General features: G+C 67.6%; 23 protein-coding genes. 15 read left to right on the top strand and 8 right to left on the bottom strand.

The features are described 5' to 3' along the window. Positions 1–192 precede the first annotated feature (192 nt). Together I6H87_RS28345 and I6H87_RS28340 are read left to right on the top strand one after the other, a co-directional pair. The gene (locus I6H87_RS28345) at positions 193–1,077 is read left to right on the top strand and encodes a helix-turn-helix transcriptional regulator (protein ID WP_010812863.1); all 885 of its coding nucleotides are present in this window, start codon (positions 193–195) and stop codon (positions 1,075–1,077) included. Between the two features lie 131 nt (positions 1,078–1,208). Then, positions 1,209–1,982: an SDR family NAD(P)-dependent oxidoreductase gene (locus I6H87_RS28340; RefSeq protein ID WP_011617532.1), complete on the top strand. Its 774-nt coding sequence runs from the start codon at positions 1,209–1,211 to the stop codon at positions 1,980–1,982. A gap of 49 nt (positions 1,983–2,031) precedes the next feature. Here the strand turns inward: I6H87_RS28340 and I6H87_RS28335 are convergent, their stop codons facing one another. From I6H87_RS28335 to I6H87_RS28320, 4 genes are all read right to left on the bottom strand, one after another. After that, a complete protein-coding gene (locus tag I6H87_RS28335; protein ID WP_011617531.1) occupies positions 2,032–3,477 on the bottom strand; it encodes an NAD(P)/FAD-dependent oxidoreductase in 1,446 nt (481 codons plus the stop codon). Between the two features lie 15 nt (positions 3,478–3,492). Next, positions 3,493–3,897, bottom strand: a complete 405-nt coding sequence (locus tag I6H87_RS28330; protein ID WP_010812866.1) for a nuclear transport factor 2 family protein — start codon at positions 3,895–3,897, stop codon at positions 3,493–3,495. 140 nt (positions 3,898–4,037) lie between these two features. Next, a complete protein-coding gene (pdxR, locus tag I6H87_RS28325; RefSeq protein ID WP_011617530.1) occupies positions 4,038–5,600 on the bottom strand; it encodes a MocR-like pyridoxine biosynthesis transcription factor PdxR in 1,563 nt (520 codons plus the stop codon). 76 nt (positions 5,601–5,676) lie between these two features. Then, positions 5,677–7,113 carry an amino acid permease gene (locus I6H87_RS28320; protein ID WP_010812868.1) on the bottom strand — a complete coding sequence of 479 codons (1,437 nt, stop codon included), beginning with the start codon at positions 7,111–7,113 and terminating at the stop codon, positions 5,677–5,679. A gap of 334 nt (positions 7,114–7,447) precedes the next feature. Between I6H87_RS28320 and I6H87_RS28315 the strand changes: the two genes are divergently transcribed. From I6H87_RS28315 to I6H87_RS28305, 3 genes are read left to right on the top strand one after another with little or no spacing between them, the layout of a single operon-like run. Then, a complete protein-coding gene (locus tag I6H87_RS28315; protein ID WP_011617529.1) occupies positions 7,448–8,278 on the top strand; it encodes an IclR family transcriptional regulator in 831 nt (276 codons plus the stop codon). A 48-nt stretch (positions 8,279–8,326) separates the two neighbouring features. Then, a complete protein-coding gene (locus I6H87_RS28310) occupies positions 8,327–9,343 on the top strand; it encodes an AAA family ATPase (protein ID WP_011617528.1) in 1,017 nt (338 codons plus the stop codon). Further along, on the top strand, positions 9,340–11,061 hold the full coding sequence (locus I6H87_RS28305; RefSeq protein ID WP_011617527.1) for a cobaltochelatase CobT-related protein: 1,722 nt from the start codon (positions 9,340–9,342) through the stop codon (positions 11,059–11,061). Before I6H87_RS28310 ends, I6H87_RS28305 begins: the two co-directional genes overlap by 4 nt. Positions 11,062–11,147: 86 nt before the next feature. Here the strand turns inward: I6H87_RS28305 and I6H87_RS28300 are convergent, their stop codons facing one another. The 4 genes from I6H87_RS28300 to I6H87_RS28285 all read right to left on the bottom strand — a co-directional run bounded on the left by I6H87_RS28300 (position 11,148) and on the right by I6H87_RS28285 (position 13,764). Continuing rightward, positions 11,148–11,450 carry a 2Fe-2S iron-sulfur cluster-binding protein gene (locus I6H87_RS28300; RefSeq protein ID WP_010810366.1) on the bottom strand — a complete coding sequence of 101 codons (303 nt, stop codon included), beginning with the start codon at positions 11,448–11,450 and terminating at the stop codon, positions 11,148–11,150. 26 nt (positions 11,451–11,476) lie between these two features. After that, positions 11,477–11,800, bottom strand: a complete 324-nt coding sequence (locus tag I6H87_RS28295; RefSeq protein WP_011617526.1) for a hypothetical protein — start codon at positions 11,798–11,800, stop codon at positions 11,477–11,479. A gap of 1 nt (position 11,801) precedes the next feature. After that, entirely contained in the window at positions 11,802–12,143 is a 342-nt protein-coding gene (locus tag I6H87_RS28290; RefSeq protein ID WP_010810364.1) for a 2Fe-2S iron-sulfur cluster-binding protein, read from the bottom strand. An 82-nt stretch (positions 12,144–12,225) separates the two neighbouring features. Then, positions 12,226–13,764, bottom strand: coding sequence for a hypothetical protein (locus I6H87_RS28285; protein ID WP_010810363.1), 1,539 nt, complete (start codon positions 13,762–13,764; stop codon positions 12,226–12,228). A gap of 442 nt (positions 13,765–14,206) precedes the next feature. Between I6H87_RS28285 and I6H87_RS28280 the strand changes: the two genes are divergently transcribed. The 10 genes from I6H87_RS28280 (at position 14,207) to I6H87_RS28235 (ending at position 23,969) form a co-directional block, all read left to right on the top strand. Further along, a complete protein-coding gene (locus I6H87_RS28280; protein ID WP_051398576.1) occupies positions 14,207–14,902 on the top strand; it encodes a sulfite exporter TauE/SafE family protein in 696 nt (231 codons plus the stop codon). Positions 14,903–14,961: 59 nt separating this feature from the next. Then, positions 14,962–15,894: an ornithine cyclodeaminase family protein gene (locus I6H87_RS28275; RefSeq protein WP_011617524.1), complete on the top strand. Its 933-nt coding sequence runs from the start codon at positions 14,962–14,964 to the stop codon at positions 15,892–15,894. Between the two features lie 176 nt (positions 15,895–16,070). Continuing rightward, on the top strand, positions 16,071–16,802 hold the full coding sequence (locus I6H87_RS28270; protein ID WP_010810360.1) for an iron-containing redox enzyme family protein: 732 nt from the start codon (positions 16,071–16,073) through the stop codon (positions 16,800–16,802). 25 nt (positions 16,803–16,827) lie between these two features. Next, positions 16,828–18,273 (top strand): aldehyde dehydrogenase family protein, encoded by a 1,446-nt coding sequence (locus I6H87_RS28265; RefSeq protein WP_011617523.1) that lies wholly within the window; start codon positions 16,828–16,830, stop codon positions 18,271–18,273. Between the two features lie 29 nt (positions 18,274–18,302). After that, positions 18,303–18,782 carry a GlcG/HbpS family heme-binding protein gene (locus tag I6H87_RS28260; protein WP_010810358.1) on the top strand — a complete coding sequence of 160 codons (480 nt, stop codon included), beginning with the start codon at positions 18,303–18,305 and terminating at the stop codon, positions 18,780–18,782. 8 nt (positions 18,783–18,790) lie between these two features. Beyond that, complete coding sequence (locus tag I6H87_RS28255; protein WP_011617522.1) at positions 18,791–19,789, top strand: 2Fe-2S iron-sulfur cluster-binding protein; 999 nt, start codon at positions 18,791–18,793, stop codon at positions 19,787–19,789. 71 nt (positions 19,790–19,860) lie between these two features. After that, positions 19,861–20,568 (top strand): GntR family transcriptional regulator, encoded by a 708-nt coding sequence (locus I6H87_RS28250; RefSeq protein WP_010810356.1) that lies wholly within the window; start codon positions 19,861–19,863, stop codon positions 20,566–20,568. A gap of 139 nt (positions 20,569–20,707) precedes the next feature. Further along, entirely contained in the window at positions 20,708–20,884 is a 177-nt protein-coding gene (locus I6H87_RS28245) for a hypothetical protein (protein ID WP_010810355.1), read from the top strand. A gap of 250 nt (positions 20,885–21,134) precedes the next feature. Then, positions 21,135–22,631 carry an amidase gene (locus I6H87_RS28240; protein WP_011617521.1) on the top strand — a complete coding sequence of 499 codons (1,497 nt, stop codon included), beginning with the start codon at positions 21,135–21,137 and terminating at the stop codon, positions 22,629–22,631. A 33-nt stretch (positions 22,632–22,664) separates the two neighbouring features. Continuing rightward, entirely contained in the window at positions 22,665–23,969 is a 1,305-nt protein-coding gene (locus I6H87_RS28235; protein WP_010810353.1) for an MFS transporter, read from the top strand. Positions 23,970–23,973: the final 4 nt, after the last annotated feature.

The raw sequence follows: 23,973 nt of genomic DNA, 5'->3' as shown, positions 1-23,973 counted from the left end.
GGATGATAGGTATGAAAAGGAGGACCAGCCGGCATGGCTTGCGTCAGGTCCCGCGGATTGTGCGGGCCGCTTTACTTCAACCGGATAAATTCATATGCTTTCATGCGCAGCGGGGACCTGACCCTTGCCCCGACGCTACCGTTGTGGGCCCTTGCGGGGTATGTGCCTATGCGATCGCCGACGAGACATGGCGTGATCGATGCGGAGTTGCCGGTTCGTCCCGATGTCAGCAGCAGCGGACGCCCGTGGGCTGGCATCACCGTGCAGATCCATCACTGGCGCTCGGCCGGATCGGTGTCCTCTCCGGAGCTGGACCACGACATGCTTGCGATGCGACTCGCGGGACACGCCAGGCTTGAGCAGCGGCGACTGGGCCAGGTGCATCGCGGCATCGTCGTTCCCGGCAATATCAGCCTGCACCCGCGGCTGGTCGAATCCAGCTGGAGTTGGGACAGGCCCGGTTCCATCGTCATTGCGAGGATTCCGCAAAGCCTGCTGGCCGAAGCCGCTGATGCCACGATCCGCCAGCCACGCGCCGCGCACAGGCTCCGCAATTGCTTCGGGCAGCGCGACGGCTTCGCCGAGACTATTACCTTTACGCTGGCGCGAGAGATCCAGGCGGTCGCGCATCCGGCGCAAATGCTGATCGCCGAGTCCCTTTCCTGCGCGCTGTCGGCGCATCTAGTGCATCGCTTCAATGTCAGTGACCCGGGCGCCTCGTCACTTCCCGGCGGGCTCCATCCGCAGGCCCTCAGCAGGGTCCTGGACTATATCCACGGTACACCGGAGGCGGTGAAGCTGCAGGCGCTGGCGGATATGGCCAATGTCAGCCGCTTTCATTTTGCGCGCATGTTCAAGCGCAGCATCGGCGAAACGCCGATGGCGTATGTCGAGCGCGTTCGCTTGCTGCGCGCGCGCGAGATGATCCGCTCGGGAGACTATCCGTTGGCATTGGTTGCCACGCTTGTCGGTTTCGCCGACCAGTCTCACTTTGGACGGCGGTTCAAGCGGCATTTCGGATGTACGCCGGGTGAATTTGCCGGGCATAAGGATGCCAGTCAGGGAGCCGCTCTTTAGGCTGTCATGGGGCGGCGGTGGCCATGGCCGGTCCGGCGCCCGTCACCTGCCTCGGCGATTTCATCCATTCCGACGACGCCTTGAACCCTTCGCCATGTGAACAATGTCCCACCCCCCGAGGAGACAATCACATGACAAAGCATCCATTCGACCTGAGCGGCAAAGTGGCACTGGTGACCGGCGGCAACGGCGGCATCGGCCTGGGCATTGCCGAAGGGCTGGCCGCGGCCGGCGCCGATATCGCGATCTGGGGCACGAATGCCGCCAAGAACGCCGCCGCCGCCGACCACCTGGCCCAGCATGGGCGCAAGGTGCATACCGAGCTTTGCGACGTCGGCGACGAGCAGGCGGTCGATGCTGCCATGCAGCGCACGGTGGCGGCGCTGGGGCGTATTGACGGCTGCTTTGCCAATGCCGGCGTGGGCAGCGGCAACAAGGGGCCGTTCGACCAGATGGCCACCGAGGCCTGGCGCAGGACCATGCGCGTCAACCTGGACGGTGCCTTCTTCACGCTGCGCGCCGCGGTGCGGCAGATGCTGGTGCAGGGCGAGGGTGGCGTGCTGTGCAGCACGGCCTCGGTCGCGGCCATAGAAGGCGCGCCGCGCTCCGAGCACTATGCCGCCACCAAGGGCGGCGTGATCTCGATGATGCGGGGGCTGGCGGTGGAGTACGCGCGCAAGGGCATCCGCGCGCACTCGATCCTGCCGGGCTGGATCAAGACCGAGATGACCAGCGTGGCCCAGGGCAACGATGCCTTCCAGGAGATGGTGCACAAGCGCGTGCCGATGCGCCGCTGGGGCGAGGGCAGCGACTTCGCCGGGATTGCGGTCTATCTGATGAGTCCGGCGTCGGCCTACCACACGGGCGATACCTTTGTGATCGACGGGGGCTACACGCTGTTCTGAGCGAGGCCTGAAGCGTGGGCGCGCCAGGGGCGGCACGCCCACGCGCCAGTTACAGCACGTCGTCCTTCAGGTGATACCAGTGGTACAGCACCCGCTGCCCCATCCTTCGGAACGGCGCAAACATCTGCGATTCCACCATCTCGCGCACGTTCGGGAACGGCAGCGGCGAGCGGAAGATTGGCAGTTCCGGCAGCGCGGCGGCCTTGCCGGCGATCAGCGCCGCCAGGCGCTTGCCGGCCTGCGCGGAGTACATCACGCCGTTGCCGCCGTAGCCCATGGCGTAGTAGATCGACTGGGCCGGATCCGGCTGGGTGATGCGCGGCATCATGTCGTGGCTGACATCGACCCAGCCCCACCACGAGTAATCGACCTGGATCCCCTGCAGCGCGGGGAACTTGCGGTGCATGTCGTCGATCAGCTTCTGCTTGTACTGCTCCTGCGGCGCATCGTTGCCGGTGATGGCGCTGCGGCTGCCGATCTGCAGGCGGCCATCTGGCATCAGGCGGTAGTAGTGGCGCAGGATGCGGGTGTCGGTGATGACCTGCGTGGTGCGGAAGTTGCACGCGGCCAGTTCGCTGGCCGTGAGCGGGCGCGTGACGATGGAGTTCGACAGGATCGGGAACAGCCGGTTCTTGAGCTCGCGGTGCAGCGTCTGCGAGGTATAGCCGCCGGTGGCCACGCCCACGGCGCGGGCGCGCACGATGCCGCCGGGGGTGCGCAGGTAGTGCACGCCGTTGCGCGTTTCCCAGCCGGTCACCGGGCTGGACGGATGCACCTTGGCGCCCAGCTCGCGCGCGCGGCGCAGGTAGCCGAAGGCGAGCTTGCCGGCGTGGATGCCGATGCCTTCGGGCTCATGCATGGCGCCCGCGGCTTCCTTGTCGTCGACATAGTCGCGCCGCACGGTGTCGGCGTCCATGATCCGTGCGTCGTACTTGAAGACTTCGCGCAGGAGCTTGGCTTCCTTCTCCAGCGCCGGCATCACCTTGGCGCGGTGCGCGATATACAGGTGGCCGCCAGGCTGCGGATCGCAGTTGATGTCCTGGATCAGGCCCTTGAAGGTCTCCATGCCGTCGCAGATTTCTTCATGCAGGCGCAGCGCGGTGTCCAGGCCGTAGCGCTGGATCCACTGCGAGCGCTTGAGCCGCCCGGACGCGCATTGCGCCTGGCCGCCGTTGCGCGTGCTGCAACCCCAGCTGACGCGGTTGGCTTCGAGCACGGTGGCCTTGATGCCGTATTCCTGTGCCAGGAAGATGGCGCAGGTCAGGCCGGTGAAGCCCGAGCCGATGATCGCCACATCCACGTCGATGTCATGCGTGATCGGGCCGTCGTCGGCGGGCGGTTCGCCCGCGGTGCCGATCCAGTAGGTGGGCGCGTATTCGCGGCCGTGACCGGGGGTGGGTGTGTGCAGGGGATCGTAGGCGGGGTCGTACGGCCGGGTGGGCGCGGTGGACTGCTCGCCGGCAAGGAGGCTGCTGCGGGGGGCTACGGCTTGCATGGCGCGTCTCCTCGGTCAGGCTGCGGGCGCTACGACGGGCGGGCGATCCTTGCGGTACGCGTTCTTGACCGCGATCTTGCCGTCGCGGAAGGTGAAGACGTCCACCATGCGCGCCTCGATGCGGGCGCCGTCGGCACGGGTGCCGCGGAAGGTGGATTCGCTCACGCCGCGGTCGCCCACGACAAAGTGGTCGCCATCGACCCACTGCGCGTCGGGGAAAGTCTGCCAGGCCAGCTGGAAGCCTTCGCGCACCGCGTCGCGGCCGATAAAGCTGCGGCCCAGCAGCTCGGGCCCGGCCACGCCGTGGAAGGCGCAGTCATCGGCCATGAAGCCCATCAGGGCCTCGATGTCGTGGCGGTTCCAGGCGTCGTTGAAGGCCTGCAGCAGTTCGATGCCGGCGGCGGTGTTGTCCTTGGACATGGGTTGGTCTCCTGAGTGTTGTCTGCCGGTCCGTGGGGAACCGGCCATGACTCGAGGATAGGGAAGCCGCGCGCGGCGCTGTAGCGCCAGTTCGGGACAATCGCTTGGGCCAGCGGCGGCAGACACCGCCGCGGGCCGGCTCAGGCCGCGGGACGGACCCGGGAAGTGACGGCGGCGATGGTTGTGGCGCCGCTGGCGGTGGCCTGCAGCTCACGCGCCACGCCCGCCAGCACGCGGATGCCGGGCTCGATGCGGTCCAGCGAGATCGACGAGTATCCGAGCCGGAAGCCATTGCGCGGCGCGGGCTCGGCCATGAAGAAGACGCTGCCGGGCTCTATCAGCACGCCCTGCAACTCGGCCAGCCGCGCCAGCGCATCGGCATCGAGCCAGGACGGCCCCTCGATCCAGCATGAGGCGCCGCCGGCGATCGGCACCGCGCGGAAGTCAGGCATATGCGTGGCCAGTGCCGCCAGCACGGCTTCGGCGCGCTCGCGGTGCGCGGCCGCCAGCCGGCGCAGGTGCGCGTCATAGTGGCCCAGCGACAGGAACAGCGAGAACGCGCGCTGGATATACGCCGACGGATGCCGAAGCATCAGCCGCCGCGCGCCGCGCAGCTCGGCGATCAGTGCCGCCGGCCCGACGATATAGCCGATGCGCAGCCCCGGCGCCAGGCTCTTGGACAGGCTGCCGACATAGATCACGCGGTTGCTGCGGTCCAGGCTCTTGAGCGTGGGGGTGGGGTCGCCTTCGAAGCGGCTTTCGCTTTCGTAGTCGTCCTCGATCAGCACGAAGTCAGCTTCCTCGGCCTGGCGCAGCAGGGCCTGGCGGCGCGCCAGCGGCATGGTGACGGTGGTGGGGCACTGGTGGCCCGGGGTCACGTAGACGTAGTCGCAGGCGCGTTGCGCGTCAGACAGGGTCAGGCCGTCGCCGTCGACCGGCAGCGGCACCAGGTGGGAGGTGTGCGAGCCAAAGATATTGCGTGCGTCCGGATAGCCGGGGTCCTCGATCCCCACCGGCGTGTCGGGGCTGACCAGCAGGTCGGCCAGCAGGTACAGCGCCTGCTGCGCGCCCACGGTCACCACGATCTCGTCGGCGCCGGCCCACACGCCGCGGCGCGGCAGCACGCGGGTGCGGATCTGCTGCACCAGCGATTCGTCGTCGCGCAGGATCATGTCCTGGGCCCAGTCGTGGATGTCGAGCACGCTGAGCGCCTTCAGGCAGCATTCTCGCCAGTCCGCCGTGGGGAACAGCACCGGGTCGTACTGGCCGTAGATGAAGGGATAGGGGTAGTCGCGCCAGTTGGCGCGCTTGACGATATTGCGCTGCTGCGTGGGGCGGAACACAAAGCGCCGCTCCCAGTCCGGCTCGCCTGAGCGGGCGGGCACCGCCTCGCCGCGCAGCGAGGCCACGCCGCTCACGCGCGTGCCCAGGATCTCCGGGTTGACGAAGTAGCCGCTGCGCTCGCGCGCCACCAGGTAGCCTTCATCGACCAGCTGCTGGTAGGCCAGTACCACCGTGTTGCGCGCCACGCGCAGTTGCGCCGACAGCTCGCGGCTGCTGGGCAGCGGCTCGCCCTGCGGCAGCTGCTCGTCAAGGATGGCCGAGACCAGCATCTGGCGGATCTTGCCCTGCAGGCTCAGGCCCGAGTGGGCATGCTGCTGGAACAGCTGGGACCAGAGGGTGGTGGGAGACTTCAGGCTCATGGGGCAGGGGCGTTGCCTAGACGGCGAAGCGCGCCAGCATACCGCACCGGCGCGCCACGTCAGTCATGGTCAGTCATCAATACTCATGCAGGTCCGGGCGCGGCATCTCCGCCAGCGGCACTACCGGATCCACGCTACCGCGAAACAGGTGCCGCGCGGCGTAGGCCACCAGCAGGATGCCCAGGCTCACCACACCCAGCGCAAGCGGCGTGCGCTGGTCGGGGATGAAGGCCATCGCCACCACGATGCCGATCATGCCGACGATCGCCAGGTAGGTGAGGTACGGGTAGCACCACATGCGCACGCGCAGCTGGCCCGGCGCTTCGCGCTCCAGGCGGGAACGCAGGCGCAGCTGCGAGATCGCGATCAGGATGTAGACGAAGATCGCCACCGTGCCGTACGAGTTCACCAGGAAGGCAAACACCGTATCAGGCGAGACATAGGACATCACCACCGCACCGTAGCCGAACAGGGTCGCCACCAGGATGGCGCGCACCGGCACGCCGTTGCGGCTCACGCGGGCCAGCGACTTGGGGGCGTCGCCACGGCGGGTCAGCGCGAACAGCATGCGCGACGAGGCATAGAGGCCCGAGTTAAGCGCCGACAGCACCGCGGTCAGCACGATCGCGTTCATGATCTGCGCGGCCGCCGGCACGCCCATCACGTTCAGCGCGCTGACGTACGGCGTGGCGATGCTGTTGGAGTTCCACGGTACCAGGCAGACCACCAGCAGGATCGAACCCACATAGAAAACCAGCACGCGCGTGATCACCGAGCTGGTGGCCTTGGCCACTGCCTTCTGCGGCTCGGCGGTCTCGGCGGCGGCGATGGTGACGATCTCGGCCCCGAAGTAGAAGCCCGTGGCGGCTACCGCTCCGGTCAGCACCGGTACGATGCCGTGCGGCATGAAGCCGCCGTTGGCGGTCAGGTTGGCCACCTGCATGCCATGGGCACCGGGCGCCAGGCCCAGCACATAGACGCCGGCGACGAACAGGAACACGATGATCGCGGCCACCTTGATCGACGCGAACCAGAACTCGAACTCGCCGAAGGACTTGACCGACACCAGGTTGGTCAGCGTCAGCATCACCAGCAGCACCAGGCTGATGATCCAGTTGGGCACGTCGGGCAGCCAGTAGCGCACCAGGTCGGCACCGGCCACGGCTTCCAGCGCCACCACGATGACCCAGAAGTACCAGTACATCCAGCCGGTCAGGAAGCCGGCCAGGTTGCCCACCGCCGGGCGGTCGCGCCAGGCTTCGCGCGCATACTCATAGAAACCGCCGGTGCCGGGCATGGCGCAGGCCATCTCGCCCAGCATGCGCATCACCAGCACCACCAGCAGGCCGGTGATCAGGAAGGAAAGGACCGCGGCCGGGCCGGCGGACTTGATGACGACGCCGCTGCCGACAAAGAGGCCTGCGCCGATCACGCCACCCAGCGCGATCATGGTCATGTGGCGTTGCTTCAGGCCGTGGGATAGCCCGTTGCCGGACTCTGGTTGTTGGATCATGTTGTGTCTCCTGTGCTGCGCTAGCTGTCGGTACTGCGTTGCAGCCAGTACAGCGTTTAAGGCAGGCGCCACGGCTTCTCTTCGGTATAGATGGCAGGGCAGTAATTGCCAGCCTGGGGCCGTGGTCGTTCAGTATTTGCAATCCCGGGGAGGGATGGCCTATCCGTACATGTCGACTTGTCTCCGGTGATCGCTTAAAAACTGGAACCAGAAGTTCCGAAAAATTGTTCTTTCACTGGAATGTAGGCCGTTCGCAGGGGAAGGTCAACCAGAAGTTTCGATAATTGATATGATTTGACTCTGAAAATGAAACTTACCTATGATGGAGCCAGGCATGAACGATATGCGCCTCGCCAAAAGTGACGCCAAGCCGGATGGAGACACGCCGGCACTGCGTTTGTTCGGCCTGCTCGAAGTCATCGCGGAGAAGGACCAGTCCTTCAACCTGCAGGCGCTGGTGGAAGAAACCGGACTGCCCAAGCCCACGCTGCACCGCATGCTGCAGCAGCTGGAGGCGGCGGGCCTGATCCAGCGCAACGGCGACGGGCGGCAATACGGCACCGGCCTGCGGCTGCGCCGGCTGGCGGAGAACCTGTTGCTCAACAGCACCTCGCACGGTGCGCGCCACATGGTGCTGCGCCGGCTGGTGGAAGAGGTGGGCGAGAGCTGCAACCTGACCGCGTTCTCCGGCGGCGAGGTGCTGTACCTGGACCGCGTGGAAACGGCGGCGCCGCTGCGCTTCTACCTGCATCCGGGCTCGCGCGTGCCCGCGCACTGCTCAGCCACGGGCAAGCTGTTCCTGGCGCAGCTGGCGCCGGCGCAGCGCCAGCGGCTGCTGGCCAACGTTGAGCTGGAACGCTACACGCAGAACACGCTGACCGACCACGCGCAGCTGGAAGCCGAACTGGAGCGCGTGAAGCGCGACGGCTACGCGATGGACGATGAAGAGTTCCTGCCGGGGCTGGTCTGCATCGGCGTGCTGGTGCCGGCCGTGGACGGCGGCAAGTCCAACCTTGGGCTGGCGCTGCAGGCCCCGGTGATGCGCGTGACGCGCGACAAGGTGCTGCAATTGCTGCCCGCGCTGCAGCGTGCGGCGGGCGCGCTGGCGGCGATCGAGGCCGACAGCGCCGGCAGCTGGCAGGGCGGCGCGGAAGAGGACGAATAGCGCGCACGGCGTCACGCGGATTGCTCCGCTTGCCGCAGTGCCGATGGCATGGCAGCAAGCAACAAGGAGCATGAGGTGACGCAAGACCAGTTTGGCAAGCCGGACCGGATGATTCCGGTGCGCAGCGCGTTCGGCATCGATTCCGGCCTGATGGTGCCGGCCTTCAGCCAGCGCGACGACCACGTGCCGGAGATCGATCCGGCCTACCGCTTCCAGCCCGAGGTGACGCTGGCAATCCTGTCCGGCTTCATGCGCGACCGGCGCGTGATGGTGCAGGGCCTGCACGGCAGCGGCAAGTCGACCCATATCGAGCAAGTCGCCGCGCGGCTGAACTGGCCTTGCGTGCGCGTCAACCTGGACGGGCATATCAGCCGGCTGGACCTGGTCGGCAAGGACGCCATCGTTATCCGCGACGGGCGCCAGGTCACCGAATTCCAGGAAGGCATCGTGCCGTGGGCGCTGCAGCGCCCGGTGGCGCTGATCTTCGACGAATACGACGCAGGCCGGCCTGATGTGATGTTCGTGATCCAGCGCATCCTGGAGCGCGACGGCAAGTTCACGCTGCTGGACCAGAACCGCGTGATCCGCCCGCATCCGTCTTTCCGTTTGTTTGCGACCTCCAATACCGTCGGCCTGGGCAACGTCAACGGCCTCTACCACGGCACCCAGCTGCTCAACCACGCGCAGATCGACCGCTGGAACGTGGTCGCCACGCTGGACTACCTGCCGCATGAAGAGGAGGCCGGCATCGTGCTGGCGCGCGTGCCGGAGCTGGACCACGACGCCGGGCGCGCGCTGGCCGATGCGATGGTGGCGCTGGCCGGGCTCACGCGCCGCGGGTTTGCCGCCGGCGATGTGTCGGCGCTGATGTCGCCGCGCACGGTGATCAGCTGGGCCGAGAACTGCCAGATCTTCCGCGACCCCGCGCTCGCCTTCCGGCTGACCTTCCTGAACAAGTGCGACGAAGCCGAGCGGCCGGTGGTGGCCGAGTACTACCAGCGTTGCTTTGGCCACCTGCCGGGCGAAGCCGCCGGCGTCAGCTCCGAGTCGGAGCCCGCGCGATGAGTGCGGCCACGGTCGCGCAGCAGTTGCGCCGGCGCCAGCGGCAGGATGAGCTGTCCGGTGCCGCGGTGCGCGCGATCACTGGCGATGCGGCGCTGCATTTCCGCGACGGCCAGCTCTGGCGCGCGATGCGCCCGGTGCCGCAGCATGCGCCGCACTTGCGCACGGACCTGGAAACTGACACGGCCACCTGCCTGCGCGGCGCGGCCGATGGTGCCGCCCTGCGCCAGGCGCATTCCGACGCCGCGCTGCATCGGCAGCTGTGCCCGGCAGATGCGGTCGAGCGCCTGGTCTTCGAACTGCTTGAGCAGCTGCGTTGCGAGACCCGCCTGCCGCGCGGCATGGCCGGCGTGGCGGCCAACCTGCGCCACCGCTTCATGGCGTGGTCGCGGGCCTTCCATCGCTCCGGGCTGACCGAGGGGCATCTCGGCATCCTGCTCTATACCGTGGCGCAGGTGTCGTGGTCGCGCCTGACGGGTGAGCCGGTGCTGGAAGAGACCGAAGACCTGATCGAAGCCACGCGCGCCGCCATCGTGCCGGTGCTCGGCACCGCGCTGGCCGGCCTGCGCGCGCAACGCCACGACCAGGCCGCCTACGCCGCGTACGCACTGGCGCTGGCGCGCGCGGTGGCGCAGATGATCCGTACCGAAGCCCCGCTTGCCGGCGAAGACGACGACAACGCAGCCTCGGCTGCGCGCGCCGGGTTTGCGCTGTGGCTGGATTTCGACGAACCGCCTGCGGAAGACTTTGCACTGGCCGACAGCGGCCACAGCCGCGTGCTGGCCGACGCCACCGACGGCTACCGCGTCTTCACCACCCGCTACGACCGCGAAGTGCGCGCCGCCACGCTGGTGCGCCGCGCCTTGCTGGACGAGTACCGCACGCGGCTTGACGCACGCATCGCGCGCGCGGGCGTGAACATCGCCCGGCTGGCGCGCCGGCTGCGCGCCGCGCTGTCGCAGCCGCGCGTGGACGGCTGGTCCTTCGGCGAGGAAAGCGGCCGTATCGACGGCCGCCGCCTGGCGCAGCTGGTCTGCTCCCCCTCCGAGCGCCGGCTCTTCCGCCTGGAAGCGCACAAGGCTCATGCCGACTGCGTGGTCGGCTTCCTGATCGACTGCTCCGGCTCGATGAAGGCGCAGGCCGAGCCGCTCACGCTGCTGATCGACATGCTCACGCGCGCACTCGACCAGGCCGGCGTGGCCACCGAGGTGCTCGGCTTCACCACCAACGCCTGGAACGGCGGCCGCGCCCGCGCCGACTGGCTCGCGCGCGGCCGCCCGCAGCACCCTGGCCGGCTCAACGAGACCTGCCATATGGTGTTCAAGGACGCGCAGCGAAGCTGGCGGCGCGCGCGCACCGACATCGCCGCACTGCTCAAGGCCGACCTGTTCCGCGAAGGCGTGGACGGCGAGGCGGTGGAGTGGGCCTGCGCGCGGCTGCACGCCAGCGGCAAGGCGCGCCGCATCCTGGTGGTGGTGTCCGACGGCAGTCCCATGGATACCGCGACCGGGCAGGCCAACGACGCCTGCTACCTCGACAACCACCTGAAGGCCGTGGTGGCGCGGCATGAGGCGCTGCGGGATGTGGAAGTGCTGGGGCTGGGGGTAGGGCTGGACTTGAGCCCCTACTACCGGCACACGCTGGCGCTGGACCTGTCGCAGCCGGTGGACATGGCGATGCTGGATGAGGTGGCGGGTCTGGTGGGGGCGAGGCGGCGGTAGCGGCAAGACTAGCGTTCGGAAACGCTGCGCGAAGGCGCACCCGCCTGCCCCGCGCGGTATTCTTTCAGCCGCTCCTCAGCGCCCGCTCACCCGCGCATCGTCTCCCTGGGCTGCCATGACACCGCGATATCCCCATCGATAAAAGTCTGGCAGGCCAGCCGGAACCCCGTCGCCAGCTCCTCCTCGGTCAGCAGTTTCTTTTCCTTCGGCTTGACCGCGTCTGTATGCTCGTGGCCCTTTTCGATGCGGCATTTGCAGGTGCCGCACAGGCCGCCCCCGCACTTGAAAGGGATGCCGCCCTGCTCGCGCAGCGACACGCGCAGCAGATTGCTGTTGACGGGCGCGCTGACCGTCTTGCCGTGGTTGGTGAGGAAGGTGATCTGGATCATGGCGAAGATTGACTGAAGGTCAGGCGTTAGTAGTCAGGAGCGCCTGCCATGGCGACCGGGGCGGGCACCAGGGCGATGTCCATGCTGCCGAAGCTGGCCAGCTCGCGCAGCGCGACGCGGGCGGCTTCCAGCGTGGCGTACTTGTCGAGGAACTTGGTCGACACCAGGTTGACGATGCCGGGCGGCGTTTCTTCCATCACCCGCACCTTGGTGTCGGCGGCCAGTTCCGCGATGACAAAGCGCGCCGTGCGCTTGCCATAGAAGACGTAGTCGTATGCCTCGACCGCGGTCATGCCCGCGGTGGGCTCGGTGCGGAACTGACCGGGGCGGCTGGTGAGAAGGACGAACATGTCAGACATCCGCGCCGGCCGTGGCCACGATGGCAGGCGCCTGGGCGGGCAGGTCGTCCTGGGCCAGTTCGATGTCATGCTCGATCCAGAGCTGGCAGGCCAGCCGGTAGCCCTGTTCGAGCCGCTCGCCGAGTTGCTTTTTCTCTTTCCAGTTGGGCGGCGGCAGGTGTTCGGCGCCGGCGATCACGCGGCAGGCGCATTTGGAGCACTTGCCCATGCCGCACTCGTAGCGCAGGTTGGGGTAGGGGAACTGGCGGATCCCGGCGCGGACGACCAGGTTGGTCTGGGGTTTGACCTCGTCGACGAAGGTCTGGCCCTGCTTGTGGAAAGTGACTGTCGGCATGGCGCGGTTCCTGCCGGGCTGGCCGCCCGGCCTCATGAATTGTCGAAAAAATCGGAGGGGCCTGGCTGTTGCTTGCGGCCGCCTACGACCACAACACCATCGCGGCGACGGTGGAGCATGCCAGCCCGATCAGCACCGGGATCAGCAGCGCGCGCACCGCGTCCAGCACCGGCACGCGGGCGAAGCCGGCCACCGCGATCAGCGACGACCACGCCACCAGCGTGCCGCCGCCGGTCCAGACCGCGCCCATCTGGCCCACCGCGGCCAGCGTCGCGGGGTCGAAGCCGACCACCGGGCCGAGCGCGCCGGCCAGCGTGCCGGTCAGCGGCAGCCCTGCGAAACCGGAGCCGTCGATGCCGGTGATCATGCCGACCAGCAGCACCCCGAAGGCGACCAGCACGTGGTTGTCCGGGATCATGTGCTGGTAGGCCTGGATCAGCTCGAACAGCAGGCTCGGCGCCTTGCCCGGCGGCAGGCCCAGGATCTGCGCGGCGGTTTCGCCGGCGCCGACGAAGAAAAAGCCCGCGATCGGCAACACCGAGCCCATCGCCTTGAAGGCAAAGACAAAGCCGTCGGTGATGTGCTCCGGGCACACGTCGAGCATGCGGCGCGGGCCTTCCGCGGCCAGCGTCGCCAGCATCATCAGCACCGCCGCGACGCCGCCGACCAGCGCAGCCGCATCGCCGCCCTTGAGGTCCTGCACGCCGGTACCCAGCTTGGGCAGCACCATGACGGCGACCACTGCGAGGAAAGCAATCGGCGTTACGATCGCGAAGCATTTCGACCACTTCACCCGGCGCCGGGCCACCATCGCCAGGCTTGCCTCGATATTGCTGTCGCTGGCCAGCGGCTCGGCGTGGGCGGTGCCCCTGGCGATCTCGGCCTTGTCGAAGGTACCGCCGCCTTCCAGCGCCTCGGCGCTGCCGCTGGCGCGCGCCTGCCAGCGGTCGAGCAGGGTGCCGCAGGCGGGGACGATATGCTTGCGCATCGACAGATAGGCCAGGCACAGCGCAATCGTGCCGGTGATGATCGACAGCGCCAGCGCGCGATCGGCCACCACCGCGGCGCTCACCGCCGCGCCGGCCGCCTTGGCGCTGATGCCGGGCGCGACGCCGATCACATAGTCCGATGACAGCGCCATGCCCTGGCCGGCGATGGCGATGGCCATCGCGCCCGCCAGCGGCGGCAGCCCCGCCGCGATAGCGGCCGGCAGCAGGATCGCGGAGACCAGCGGCACGGCCGGGGTTGGCCAGAAGAACAGCGAGATGACGTAAGTGATGCCCGCCAGGATAAAGAACGCCGAATGCCCGTTCTTCATCACCACGCGGAAGGGCTCGACCATGCGGATGTCGGAGCGCAGCGTTTTGAGCGCATTGAGCAGCGCCGTCATGAACGCGATCACAAGGAAGATATTGAACAGCTCCTTGGCGGCAACCAGGCTCGCGGAAAACACCCCGCCCAGCGCCGAAACCGGGCTGCCGGTAAGCGCAAACACGACCAGGGCGGTGCCAACGATCGACGGCACGACAACATTGGCGCGCAGGATCATCGTCAGCACGATGACTGCTACCCCTGACAGATAGATCCAGTGCGCGGCACCGATCACGACTTGTTGTGACATGAAGACTCCCTTGGGGCGGAGGGGTTGTGGGGCCCGGATTCCCTCTCAGCTTCGGAATCCGGTGTTGGTATACTATATTCCGATGCAATCTCGCGACAACAGGTTTTTCATCCGGAATTACGCCTAGCCCAGACTGGTGCAAGTTGCCCGAACGTCGCACATTTATTGGGCCTGCGGCGGTATGTGGCGTCCTCCAAGTGGTGCGCGGACAGGTGAGTGATTTGCAAGGTCGCCGCCGCGACATGTAGACTGTATACCGTTAAGCGCAGCTTCCTCGCGAAGTGCGATATGAGCAGGAGGCATGCCCGCATAAGGCCGTCCCTCCAACCCGCTTCGTATGCCCTCCAAGCTGCTGTCCCGACTTGCTGCCATGACCTCTGCCTTGCCCGCCACGTTGTACTCCCTGCTCCCCACAGGCCTCTCCGTCTCCACTTATCTATGGATGGGTGCGCTCATCCTGGTGGGCGCTTGCCTGCAAGGCGTGGGCGGGATCGGCTTCGCGATGCTTTCGGCGCCGCTGGGCGCAATCTTCTTCCCGGACCTCGTGCCGGGACCGCTGCTGGCGATGGGCTGCTGTCTCTCTTTGATGGGCGCGCTGCGTGAGCGGGAGGCGATCGCGTGGCGCATCGCAGGCTTCGCCCTGATCGGGCGCGCGCTTGGCGGGGCGGCAGCGGTGCTGACCATGGCGTGGCTGGCGCCGGGGCCGCTGGGGGTGCTGTTCTCAGTGTCGATACTCGCCGCCGTGGCGCTGAGCCTGCTGGGCTGGCGCCTGCTGCCGACCTCGCCCAATGTGGTCATCGCCGGCACCGTGTCGGGCTTCATGGGAACGATCACCTCGGCCGGTGCGCCGCCGTTCGCGCTGGTCATGCAGCACATGGCGCCGGCGCCGATGCGCGCGACGATGGGTTGCATCCTGGCCGGCGGCGCGGTGCTGTCGCTCTCCATGCTGGCGCTGGCGGGGCGCTTCGGTTTGCCGCAGCTGGTGCTGGCGGCGGCCCTTGCGCCATTCCTGTTTGCGGGTTTCGCGCTCTCGAACCGGTTGCGCGGGCACGTCTCGCCCGGGGCGGTGCGCCGGCTGCTGCTGGGTCTTTGCGCTGCCGGGGCGCTCGGTGTGCTCGGCCGCACTGCCTTTTCGTGACGCTCTGGCCCGCAGAGATCACTGTCTTTCCTGTCTCCATCCCAACCAGCGGAGTTCCCATGCAGCACATTACAGACGCGATGATCGATGCCCACGTCAGCCCGGACGATGCCCGGCAAGTCATGGAAGCCGCTTTTTCCAGCTTCGGTCGCGGCGACGCCGCGATGCAGGAGCGCATTCGCACCGAGGCGGGCGGCGTCAAGCTGTCCACGCTGGGTGCGGTGATCCCGCAGCAGGGCGTGGCGGGCGCCAAGGTCTACACCACCATCAACGGCCAGTTCTCCTTTGTCATCCTGATCTTCTCGACCGACGACGGCCGTCCGCTCGCTTCGTTCGACGCTGGCGCCATCACGCGCCTGCGCACGGCTGCCTGCACCACGCTCGCGGCGCAGCGGCTGGCCCGGTCCGGCTCGCGCACGCTGGCGCTGTTCGGCGCCGGCACGCAGGGCGTGCAGCACGCGCGCCAGCTCAGCGAGACGCTCGGGCTGGCGCGCATCCTGGTGTCCGATCCGCACGCCGATGCCGGCATGGCGGTGCGGCTGTCGGCGCTGTGCGGCATCCCGGTCACGCTGGCGGAGCCCGATGCTGCCGTGGCCGAGGCCGATATCGTCGTCACGGCGTCGCGCGCGACCACGCCGCTGTTCGCGGGCGCGTCGCTCCGGCCTGGCGCTTTCGTTGCCGCCATCGGCTCCAGCCTGCCGCATACGCGTGAACTGGACGACACCGCGCTGCGCCGCGCCGCCGCCGTGGTGGTCGAGTGGCGCCCGCAGTCCGTGCGCGAGGCGGGCGACATCGTGCTGGCCGATTCGCAGGCTCTTCCGCGCGAGAAGATTGTCGAGCTGGGCGAGGTGGTCCTTGGCAAGGTGTCGCCGCGCCAGCGGGACGACGACATCGTGATCTACAAGTCAGTCGGCGTAGGGCTGGAGGACGTGGCGCTGGCGGGCTTCGCCTGGTCCCGCATCGCCGGCGCGGCGGAGCGTCGCGCGGCCTGAGCGCCATTGCCCGCGACACCGACGGGTAAACACTTACATGATTAGTCAACGAAGCCCTTGTCGTCGCTGCATGGCTGTATATAGTATACAACCATGCAAGGGCTGATCGATTTGCGAAGCGACCCCGGCATCCAACCCACTTAATCGCCCCACCTCGCCAACCAGGAGCCTCCGCCATGGCCGAACTGATGAACCGCGAAGCATTCCGTGCCGCCCTCGAAGAAGCCATCAAAGGCAAGAGCGCCAACAAGGCGCCGTTCAGCGTGGCCTGGGCCAGCGGCAAGCTGACCCGCGCCCATCTCGCACGCTGGGCCGAGAACCACTATCACTACGTAGGCCCGTTCGCGGATTACCTGGGCTACATCTACGCCCGCACCCCGGACCGCTATACCGAAGCCAAGGATTTCCTGCTCGCCAATATGTATGAGGAAGAGATCGGCGGCGACCGCCATACCGACCTGCTGATCCGCTTCGCCGAAGCCTGCGGCACCACCCGCGAGCGCGTGATCGACCCGGACAATATGTCGCCCACCACCCGTGGCCTGCAGAGCTGGTGCTACGCCGTGGCCATGCGTGAAGACCCCATCGTCGCGGTAGCCGGGCTGGTGGTCGGGCTGGAGTCGCAGGTGCCGTCGATCTACCGCAAGCAGACCCCGACGCTGCGCGACAAGTACCAGTTCACTGACGAGGAAGTCGAATTCTTCGACCTGCATATCGTCTCGGACGAGATCCACGGCGAGCGCGGCTACCAGATCGTGCTGGAGCACGCCAACACGCCGGAGCTGCAGCAGCGCTGCCTGAAGATCTGCGAGATCGGCGCGCAGATGCGGCTGCTGTACACGACGGCGCTCTATCACGACTACGTCGAGAAAGAGCTGCCGCTGCCCGAACTCGACATGGCGGCCTGAGCGCCGCAGCGCAACCGGATCGACGATGACTGTATTCCTCAACCATATCGACGGCGAATGGACGGCCTGCCAGTCGGGCCGCACCTTCGATAACGTCAACCCGGCTGATACCGCCGATATTGTGGGCCGCTTCCAGGCGTCTGCCGCGGTGGACGCGCAGGCGGCCGTCGCCGCCGCCGCGGCAGCGTTCGCCGGCTGGAAAAAGACCCCGGTCGGCAAGCGCGCCGCCATCCTCAACCGTGCCGCTGACCATCTCGAGGCCAACGCCGATAGCATCGCCGCCGAGCTGACCCGCGAGGAAGGCAAGGCGCTGGCGCTGGCCCGCGACGAGGTGCTGCGCTCGGCCCAGACGCTGCGCTTCTATGCAGTGGAAGGGCAGACCTTCACCGGCGAGGTGTTCCCGAACGACGACCCCGACCAACTCGTCTACAGCCAGCGCGAGCCGCTGGGCGTGGTGACCGTGATCGCGCCGTGGAACTTCCCGGTATCGATCCCGGCCCGCAAGATCGCCCCGGCGCTGGTGACCGGCAACACAGTAGTGTTCAAGCCGTCGTCCGAGGCGCCGCTGTCGGGCTACCGGCTGGCCGAGGCGCTGGTCAAGGCCGGCCTGCCCAAGGGCGTGCTGAATTTCATCACCGGCAGCGCGGCGGAAATCGGCGCTGCCATCACCGAGGCGCCGGCCGTGCGGGCGATCTCGTTCACCGGCTCGTCGCGCGCCGGCGAGCAGATCCACCGCGCCGTGCCGCTGACCACGCGCACGCAGATGGAGCTGGGCGGCAAGAACCCGCTGATCGTGATGGAAGACGCCGACCTCGACCGCGCCGTCGACCTGACCATCAAGGGCGGCTTCTCGCTGTCGGGGCAGGCGTGCACCGGGACCAGCCGCGTGCTGGTGGCCGAGTCCGTCAAGGCGGCATACACAGAGCGGTTGCTGGCGAAGGTCGCCACCCTCAAGGTCGGCAGCGGCATGACGGCCGGGATGGACCTCGGGCCGCTGGCGTCGCACAAGCAGCTGGAAACGGTGCTGCGTTACATCGATATCGGCAAGTCCGAGGCGACGTTGCTGTGCGGCGGCGCGCGCCTTGCCGGCGGCGACTTCGACAAGGGCTACTACGTGGCGCCGACCGTGTTTACCGACGTGACCCAGCAGATGCGGATCGCGCGCGAGGAGGTCTTCGGGCCGGTGATCGCCATCCTGGGCTTCACCGACTACGCCGACGCCATCGCCAAGGCGAACGACACCGAGTACGGCCTGGCGGCGGCCATCGTCACCAGCAACCCGCGCTACATCCACCACTTCGCCACGGACATCGAGGCGGGCACGGTCAAGGTCAACCGCACCACCACCGGCAACCTGGTCAACGCGCCCTTTGGCGGGGTAAAGCGGTCGAGCACCTCGACCTTCCGCGAGTCGGGCCGCACCGGCCTGGAGTTCTATACGCAGGTCAAGACGGTCTACCGCGGCGCCTGAGCCCGGCCGTCACAAGGAGTCATAGAGACATGAAAAAAGCCATCAAGCTGGAACTGCGCGAGGCGCGCCATATGGTTGCAGCCGCGATCCGGCGCTCGGAGGAAATCGGCGTGCTGGAGTCGATCTGCGTGGTCGACGAGGGCGGCTATCCGCTCGCGCTCGAGCGCATGGACGGCGCCCGCATCACCGGGCCGCAGATCGCATGGAACAAGGCCTTCACGGCCGCGGGCCACAAGCGCTCCACGCACCTGTTCACCACGCCGCCCAACGGGCCGGCACTGCCAGGCAACGAGGCATTCGGCATCCAGTGGAGCTTCGAGGGCAAGTTCGCCGCGTTCGTGGGCGGCTTCCCGATTGTCGTCAACGACGAGGTGATCGGCGGCATCGGCCTGTCCGGCGGCAATGGCGAGCAGGACACGCAGGCCGGGCTGGCCGCGCTGCTGGCGCTGGCCGAGCTGCTGGCGCCGCAGGACCTCAAGGTGTTGGTGCAGGCCGATATCAAGAAGTAGGAGGCGCCATGTCGTACCGCATCCAGATCGCCGAAACGCAGCAGGTCTTTTTTGTCGAACGCGGCGAGACCCTGCTGCAGGCCGCCGGGCGCGCCAGTATCGCCTTGCCGCGCGACTGCCAGCTGGGCGGCTGCGGCACCTGCCGTATCCGGCTGCTGGCCGGGCAGGTGCGGTATGACGAGGAACCGTTCGGTCTGGCCCCGGACGAGGCCGCCGCCGGCTACGCGCTGGCCTGCCAGGCGCAGCCGCTGGGCGACCTGGTCATCAGCACGGCGCGCGAGGACGAGGCCTGCGCCGAGCCGGCGCGTTATCGGGCGCTGGTGCAGGCCGTGCGCGCGTTGTCGGCTGACGTTTTGCATATCGAACTGGAAGTGCCGGACGCTGGTGCGCTCGACTATCGTCCCGGCCAGTACCTGAAGCTATTGAGCGAGGATGGGCGCGCGCGCAGCTTCTCGATGGCATCGGTGCCGCGCGACGGACGGGTCGACCTGCATGTGCGGCGCATCCCGGGCGGCGCCTTCACCGACGGCATCCTGCCGCAGATGAAAGCGGGCGACGCCGTTGACGTCGAACTGCCGCTCGGTAGCTTCTTCTACCGCGCCATGGATTACCGGCCACTGCTGATGGTGGCCACCGGCACCGGGCTGGCGCCGATCAAGGCCATCCTCGAATCGCTGATGGACGATCCCGACTGCCCACCGGTGTCGCTCTACTGGGGCATGCGGAAGCCGGAAGACCTGTACCTGCACTCCGATATCCCCGCCTGGGGCGAGCGGCTGTATGACTTCCAGTACGTACCGGTGCTGTCCCGTGCCGGCGCAGGATGGCAAGGACGGCGCGGTTACGTGCACGATGCGGCGCTGGCTGACCTGGGTGACCTGAGCGAGCACGCCATCTATTTGTGCGGTTCTCCCAATATGATCCGAGACGCGCGCACCGCTTTCCTGGCGAGCGGCGCCAGTACGGATCACATTTATGCGGACAGCTTCACCTTCCAGCATTGTTAAGACATGGCGGTATACAGGGAACGGCTGGTATACAATGATGCCAGCCTTTCCGCTTACGCCTTTGCTGACCCATGTCTCTCACTCCATCTCCTGCCGCGCCCGCCGAGCCGCTGAGCCTCGGTGCCAGCCACTCGCCGCTGTTCGCCCTTGTCACCGACAAGCTGCGTGAAGGCATCCTGAACGGGAAGTACGCGCCAGGTGAACGGCTGGTGGAAAACAAGCTGTCGGCCGAACTGGGCGTGTCGCGCATCCCGGTGCGCGAGGCGCTGCGCGCGCTGGCCAGCGAGGGCCTGGTGGTGATCGAGCCGCGCCGCGGCGCAACCGTTGCCAGCCTGTCGCCAGTGATCGCGCGCGAGATGGTGGAGGTGCGCGCGACGCTGGAAGGGCTCAACGCCAAGCTCGCCGCGCAGCGCCGCGACCCGGCGCTGGTTGCTGAGCTGGAGAGCGTGCTGCGCCAGGGCATGGATGCCGCCGCCCAGGGCCGCGCGGATGAGTTGCTCGCCCTCAATACCCGCTTCCATGAGGTGCTCGGCACCATAGCCGCCAACAGCGTGCTGCAGGAAATGATGCGTTCGCTGCGCGAGCGCACCGCGGTGCTGTTCGGCCCGGCCAACGTGGTTCGCGCCCGTCAGAACTGGGATGAACACGCCCAGATCCTGCAGGCAGTCATCGCCGGGGATGCCGACCTTGCCGCCTTGCTGGCCGCGCGCCATGTCTACAGTGCCGCCAAGGCGGCAGACTTGCCGGTGGACGGGCAGGGCAGGGCAGAGGCGGCCTGAGGGCGTTGGGCCCCGGTTTTTCCTCTCCCGTTTCCAGCATTTCGTTGCATGCCCGGCAACTGGGCATTGCATGCGCCGCCATGGCGCATTGCACCAATTTAGGTATACTGTAGGCATTCCAGATCAATAGGGATTTACCATGCAGTCGCCTGAGCAACGCTATCTTTCGCAACCCGTCGGCCAGCAACTGTTGCACCACTTTGCCGCGCGCAATGCCGTCCGCCATGCCACGCCGCTGCTGCCGCTGCGCCTGCGCGATATCGGCCGCTTCTTCCTGGCGCTGGGCGGCCGCGCCCCACGCCGTGGCCATTGCTGATCCAGCCTGACTGAGAGCCGGCGGCGTCAGCACGCCGCCGCTGCCTCCTGGCAGGCGTTCTGCCTGCCGACCATTCACCTTCTACGCTTTCCACTGCTGGCGTGCTTCAGCGCGCTCGCGCGTGACACTTTCGCTTGCGCTCCGTTCAATACGGAATATAGTATACCAACGCATTCGCAGCACTTCCCGAAGCTTGTCCTATACGCCCCCACCGCGCCGCTGCCGGCTCGGATAATGACAAGGAGTCGATGTGAACCTGTCCGACCGGGCTCCCGGCGGTTTTCCGCCGTTGTGGGAGGTGGCACAGCGGCTCGCCGCCGGCGAAGTCTCCGCGGTAGAACTGGTGGATGGCTGCGAAGCCGCGTGGCACGACTGGCACGGCATCATCAATGCGCTGGTGCTGTCAGATTTCGATGCCGCCCGCGCCGCGGCGCTGGAAAGCGACCGAAGGCGCCGGGCAGGGCAAGCGCGCGGGGTACTCGACGGCGTGCCGTTCTCGGTCAAGGAGTCGTTCGACGTCGCCGGCTGGCCGACCACTTGCGGCAATCCGGCCATGCAGGGCCGTGCGGCCCAGCACGACGCCGCGGTAGTGCAGCGCCTGCGCGATGCCGGCGCCGTCCTGCTCGGCAAGACCAACGTTCCGCTCGGCCTGCGTGACTGGCAAAGCTACAACGCCATCTACGGCACCACCCGCAATCCGCACGATCCGTCGCGCACGCCGGGCGGCTCGTCCGGCGGCAGCGCGGCGGCGGTGTGCGCCGGCCTGTCATATTTCGATGTGGGCTCCGATATCGGCTCCTCGCTGCGCAATCCGGCCCACTACTGCGGCATCTTCTCGCTCAAGCCCAGCCATGGCCTGGTGCCGCTGGCAGGCCACGGGGTGGGTCCGGCGCGCTTCGGCGAACAGGACATCAATGTCGCCGGCCCCTTGGCCCGCAGCGCGCGCGACCTGGAACCGGTGTTGCGCGCCATTGCCGGCCCGCACGGCGACGAGGCGCTGCCCTACCGCCTTGATCTGCCAGAGTGTCCGCACCGACGGCTGGCCGACTTCCGCGTCGCGGTGTTGCCCACCCATGCGCAGGCTGAATCCGACGGCGAGGTTGCCGCGCAGATCGAAAAACTGGGCTACTGGCTGGCCGGGCAGGGCGCGCGCGTGGACTGGCATGTGCGGCCGGATTTCGATGCGGCCGAACTGTGGCACGTCTACGTGACGCTGCTGCGCGCAACCACCGCGGTGCACATGGACGATGCGGCCTATGCCGACGCGTTGAACCGCACCGCCACAGCCGCCGCGGACGACCATGCCTACGCCACCCTCCAGTACACCGGCGCGACCCTGAGGCATCGCGACTGGCTGCGCCTGCAGGTGGCCCGCGAACGCTTTGCCACCGCGTGGCGGCGCTTCTTCTCCACCTATGACGTGCTGCTGTGCCCGGCCGCAGCCACCACGGCCTTCGCGCTGGACGAGGCCGGCCAGCCCTGGCAGCGCAGCCTCACCGTCAACGGCCGCGCGCAGCCGATGACCACGCAATTGTTCTGGGCCGGCCATTCCGGGCTGTGCGGGCTGCCTTCAGCGGTGGCGCCGATCGGGCCGGGCACCAGTAGCCTGCCGGTCGGCGTGCAGATCGTCGCCGGCCGCTACCGGGATCTCACCGCGCTGCGCTTTGCCAGCCTGCTGGAAGGCGCGGGCTACGCGTTCCGGCCCCCGCCGCGGCCGTCTGTCCTGCCGGCGGATCACAACAACTAAGCCACAACACCACACACACCACAGGGAGGGATCATGTTCGACTGGTTCCGTGATTTGTCGTGCATGGAGCGCAAGGGCTTCTATGGCGCGTTCCTTGGGCATGCGGTCGATGTCTTCGACTTCATGATCTATTCGTTCCTTATCTCCACGCTGCTGGGGCAGTGGGGCATGAGCAAGTCGACAGCGGGCGCCATCGTCACCTGGACGCTGGTGTCGTCGCTGGTTGGTGCGATCGGGGCCGGCATCCTGGCCGACCGCTACGGGCGCGTGCGGGTGCTGCGCTGGACCATCGTGGTGTTCGCGGGGGCCTGCTTCCTGTGCGGGCTGGCGCAGTCGCCGGAGCAGCTGATGCTGTTCCGCATGATCCAGGGCCTGGGGTTTGGCGGGGAGTCGTCGCTGTGCATGGTGCTGGTGACGGAGATGATCCGCAATCCGGTCCATCGCGGCAAATACTCGGGCTTTACCGCCAGCAGCTATTCCTTCGGCTGGGGCGCGGCGGCCATCGTGTACGCGATCGCATTCAGCGTGCTGCCGGCGGAGACGGCGTGGCGGGTCTGCTTCTTCCTCGGCATCCTGCCGGCGCTGGTGGTGGTCTACCTGCGCCGCAACCTGGAAGAGCCGGAAATCTTCCTGAAGAGCCGGGCGGCCGGCCGGCAGGGGGCGGCGCTGGCAGGCCTGGGCCGGCTGTTCCGTGGGCCGCTGCTGTCCAAGACCTTGTTGTGCAGCCTGCTGTCGGGCGGGATGCTGGGCGCGTACTACGCCATCGCCACGTGGTTGCCGACCTTCCTCAAGACCGAGCGCGGCCTGTCGGTGTTCGGCACCAGTTCTTACCTGGCGGTCACCATTATCGGCTCACTGATCGGCTACGTGGCGGGCGCCTACGCCACCGACCGCTGGGGCCGGCGGCTGACCTACATCGCCTTTGCGGTCGGGGCGTTCGTGGCCGCGCTGGTCTATATGGTGATCCCGGTGTCGAATACGTCGATGCTGTTCCTTGGCTTCCCGCTCGGCATCCTGATGCAGGGCGTGTTCGCGGGCATCGGCGCGACCATCTCCGAGTCTTATCCCAACGATATCCGGGCAACGGGGTATGGCGTTTCGTATAACGCCGGCCGGGTGATCGGTTCGCTGTTCCCGCTGTCGGTGGGGTGGCTGAGTACGGGGCACACCTCGCTGCCGATCGCGATCGCCATCGTGGCGGGAGTCGGCTACGCGATGGTAGTGGTCGCCGCGGTGCTGCTGCCCGAGACTACCGGTATGGACCTGGGGCAGGCGGGCGGCGGCGGGGAGAAGGAAGAGACCGCGCCGCTGGCGCAGCCCGCAGGCTCAATCGCCTGAGGCC

The sequence above is a fragment of the Cupriavidus necator genome (genome assembly GCF_016127575.1).
GTDB lineage: Bacteria > Pseudomonadota > Gammaproteobacteria > Burkholderiales > Burkholderiaceae > Cupriavidus > Cupriavidus necator_D.
Note: the sequence above shows the minus strand (reverse complement) of the source record. Positions and strands in the feature narration are given on the sequence as shown.

What these genes read in the sequence shown, in the direction of transcription:
- I6H87_RS28250 (WP_010810356.1), top strand. Translation starts at nt 19,861, where the DNA reads ATGTCTCTCACTCCATCTCCTGCCGCGCCCGCCGAGCCGCTGAGCCTC.
- I6H87_RS28315 (WP_011617529.1), top strand. Translation starts at nt 7,448, where the DNA reads ATGAACGATATGCGCCTCGCCAAAAGTGACGCCAAGCCGGATGGAGAC.
- I6H87_RS28295 (WP_011617526.1), bottom strand. Translation starts at nt 11,800, where the DNA reads ATGTTCGTCCTTCTCACCAGCCGCCCCGGTCAGTTCCGCACCGAGCCC.
- I6H87_RS28235 (WP_010810353.1), top strand. Translation starts at nt 22,665, where the DNA reads ATGTTCGACTGGTTCCGTGATTTGTCGTGCATGGAGCGCAAGGGCTTC.
- I6H87_RS28260 (WP_010810358.1), top strand. Translation starts at nt 18,303, where the DNA reads ATGAAAAAAGCCATCAAGCTGGAACTGCGCGAGGCGCGCCATATGGTT.
- I6H87_RS28305 (WP_011617527.1), top strand. Translation starts at nt 9,340, where the DNA reads ATGAGTGCGGCCACGGTCGCGCAGCAGTTGCGCCGGCGCCAGCGGCAG.
- I6H87_RS28245 (WP_010810355.1), top strand. Translation starts at nt 20,708, where the DNA reads ATGCAGTCGCCTGAGCAACGCTATCTTTCGCAACCCGTCGGCCAGCAA.
- I6H87_RS28335 (WP_011617531.1), bottom strand. Translation starts at nt 3,477, where the DNA reads ATGCAAGCCGTAGCCCCCCGCAGCAGCCTCCTTGCCGGCGAGCAGTCC.
- I6H87_RS28285 (WP_010810363.1), bottom strand. Translation starts at nt 13,764, where the DNA reads ATGTCACAACAAGTCGTGATCGGTGCCGCGCACTGGATCTATCTGTCA.
- I6H87_RS28270 (WP_010810360.1), top strand. Translation starts at nt 16,071, where the DNA reads ATGGCCGAACTGATGAACCGCGAAGCATTCCGTGCCGCCCTCGAAGAA.
- I6H87_RS28280 (WP_051398576.1), top strand. Translation starts at nt 14,207, where the DNA reads ATGGGTGCGCTCATCCTGGTGGGCGCTTGCCTGCAAGGCGTGGGCGGG.
- I6H87_RS28320 (WP_010812868.1), bottom strand. Translation starts at nt 7,113, where the DNA reads ATGATCCAACAACCAGAGTCCGGCAACGGGCTATCCCACGGCCTGAAG.
- I6H87_RS28300 (WP_010810366.1), bottom strand. Translation starts at nt 11,450, where the DNA reads ATGATCCAGATCACCTTCCTCACCAACCACGGCAAGACGGTCAGCGCG.
- I6H87_RS28330 (WP_010812866.1), bottom strand. Translation starts at nt 3,897, where the DNA reads ATGTCCAAGGACAACACCGCCGCCGGCATCGAACTGCTGCAGGCCTTC.
- I6H87_RS28340 (WP_011617532.1), top strand. Translation starts at nt 1,209, where the DNA reads ATGACAAAGCATCCATTCGACCTGAGCGGCAAAGTGGCACTGGTGACC.
- I6H87_RS28265 (WP_011617523.1), top strand. Translation starts at nt 16,828, where the DNA reads ATGACTGTATTCCTCAACCATATCGACGGCGAATGGACGGCCTGCCAG.
- I6H87_RS28290 (WP_010810364.1), bottom strand. Translation starts at nt 12,143, where the DNA reads ATGCCGACAGTCACTTTCCACAAGCAGGGCCAGACCTTCGTCGACGAG.
- I6H87_RS28275 (WP_011617524.1), top strand. Translation starts at nt 14,962, where the DNA reads ATGCAGCACATTACAGACGCGATGATCGATGCCCACGTCAGCCCGGAC.
- pdxR (WP_011617530.1), bottom strand. Translation starts at nt 5,600, where the DNA reads ATGAGCCTGAAGTCTCCCACCACCCTCTGGTCCCAGCTGTTCCAGCAG.
- I6H87_RS28310 (WP_011617528.1), top strand. Translation starts at nt 8,327, where the DNA reads ATGGCAGCAAGCAACAAGGAGCATGAGGTGACGCAAGACCAGTTTGGC.
- I6H87_RS28255 (WP_011617522.1), top strand. Translation starts at nt 18,791, where the DNA reads ATGTCGTACCGCATCCAGATCGCCGAAACGCAGCAGGTCTTTTTTGTC.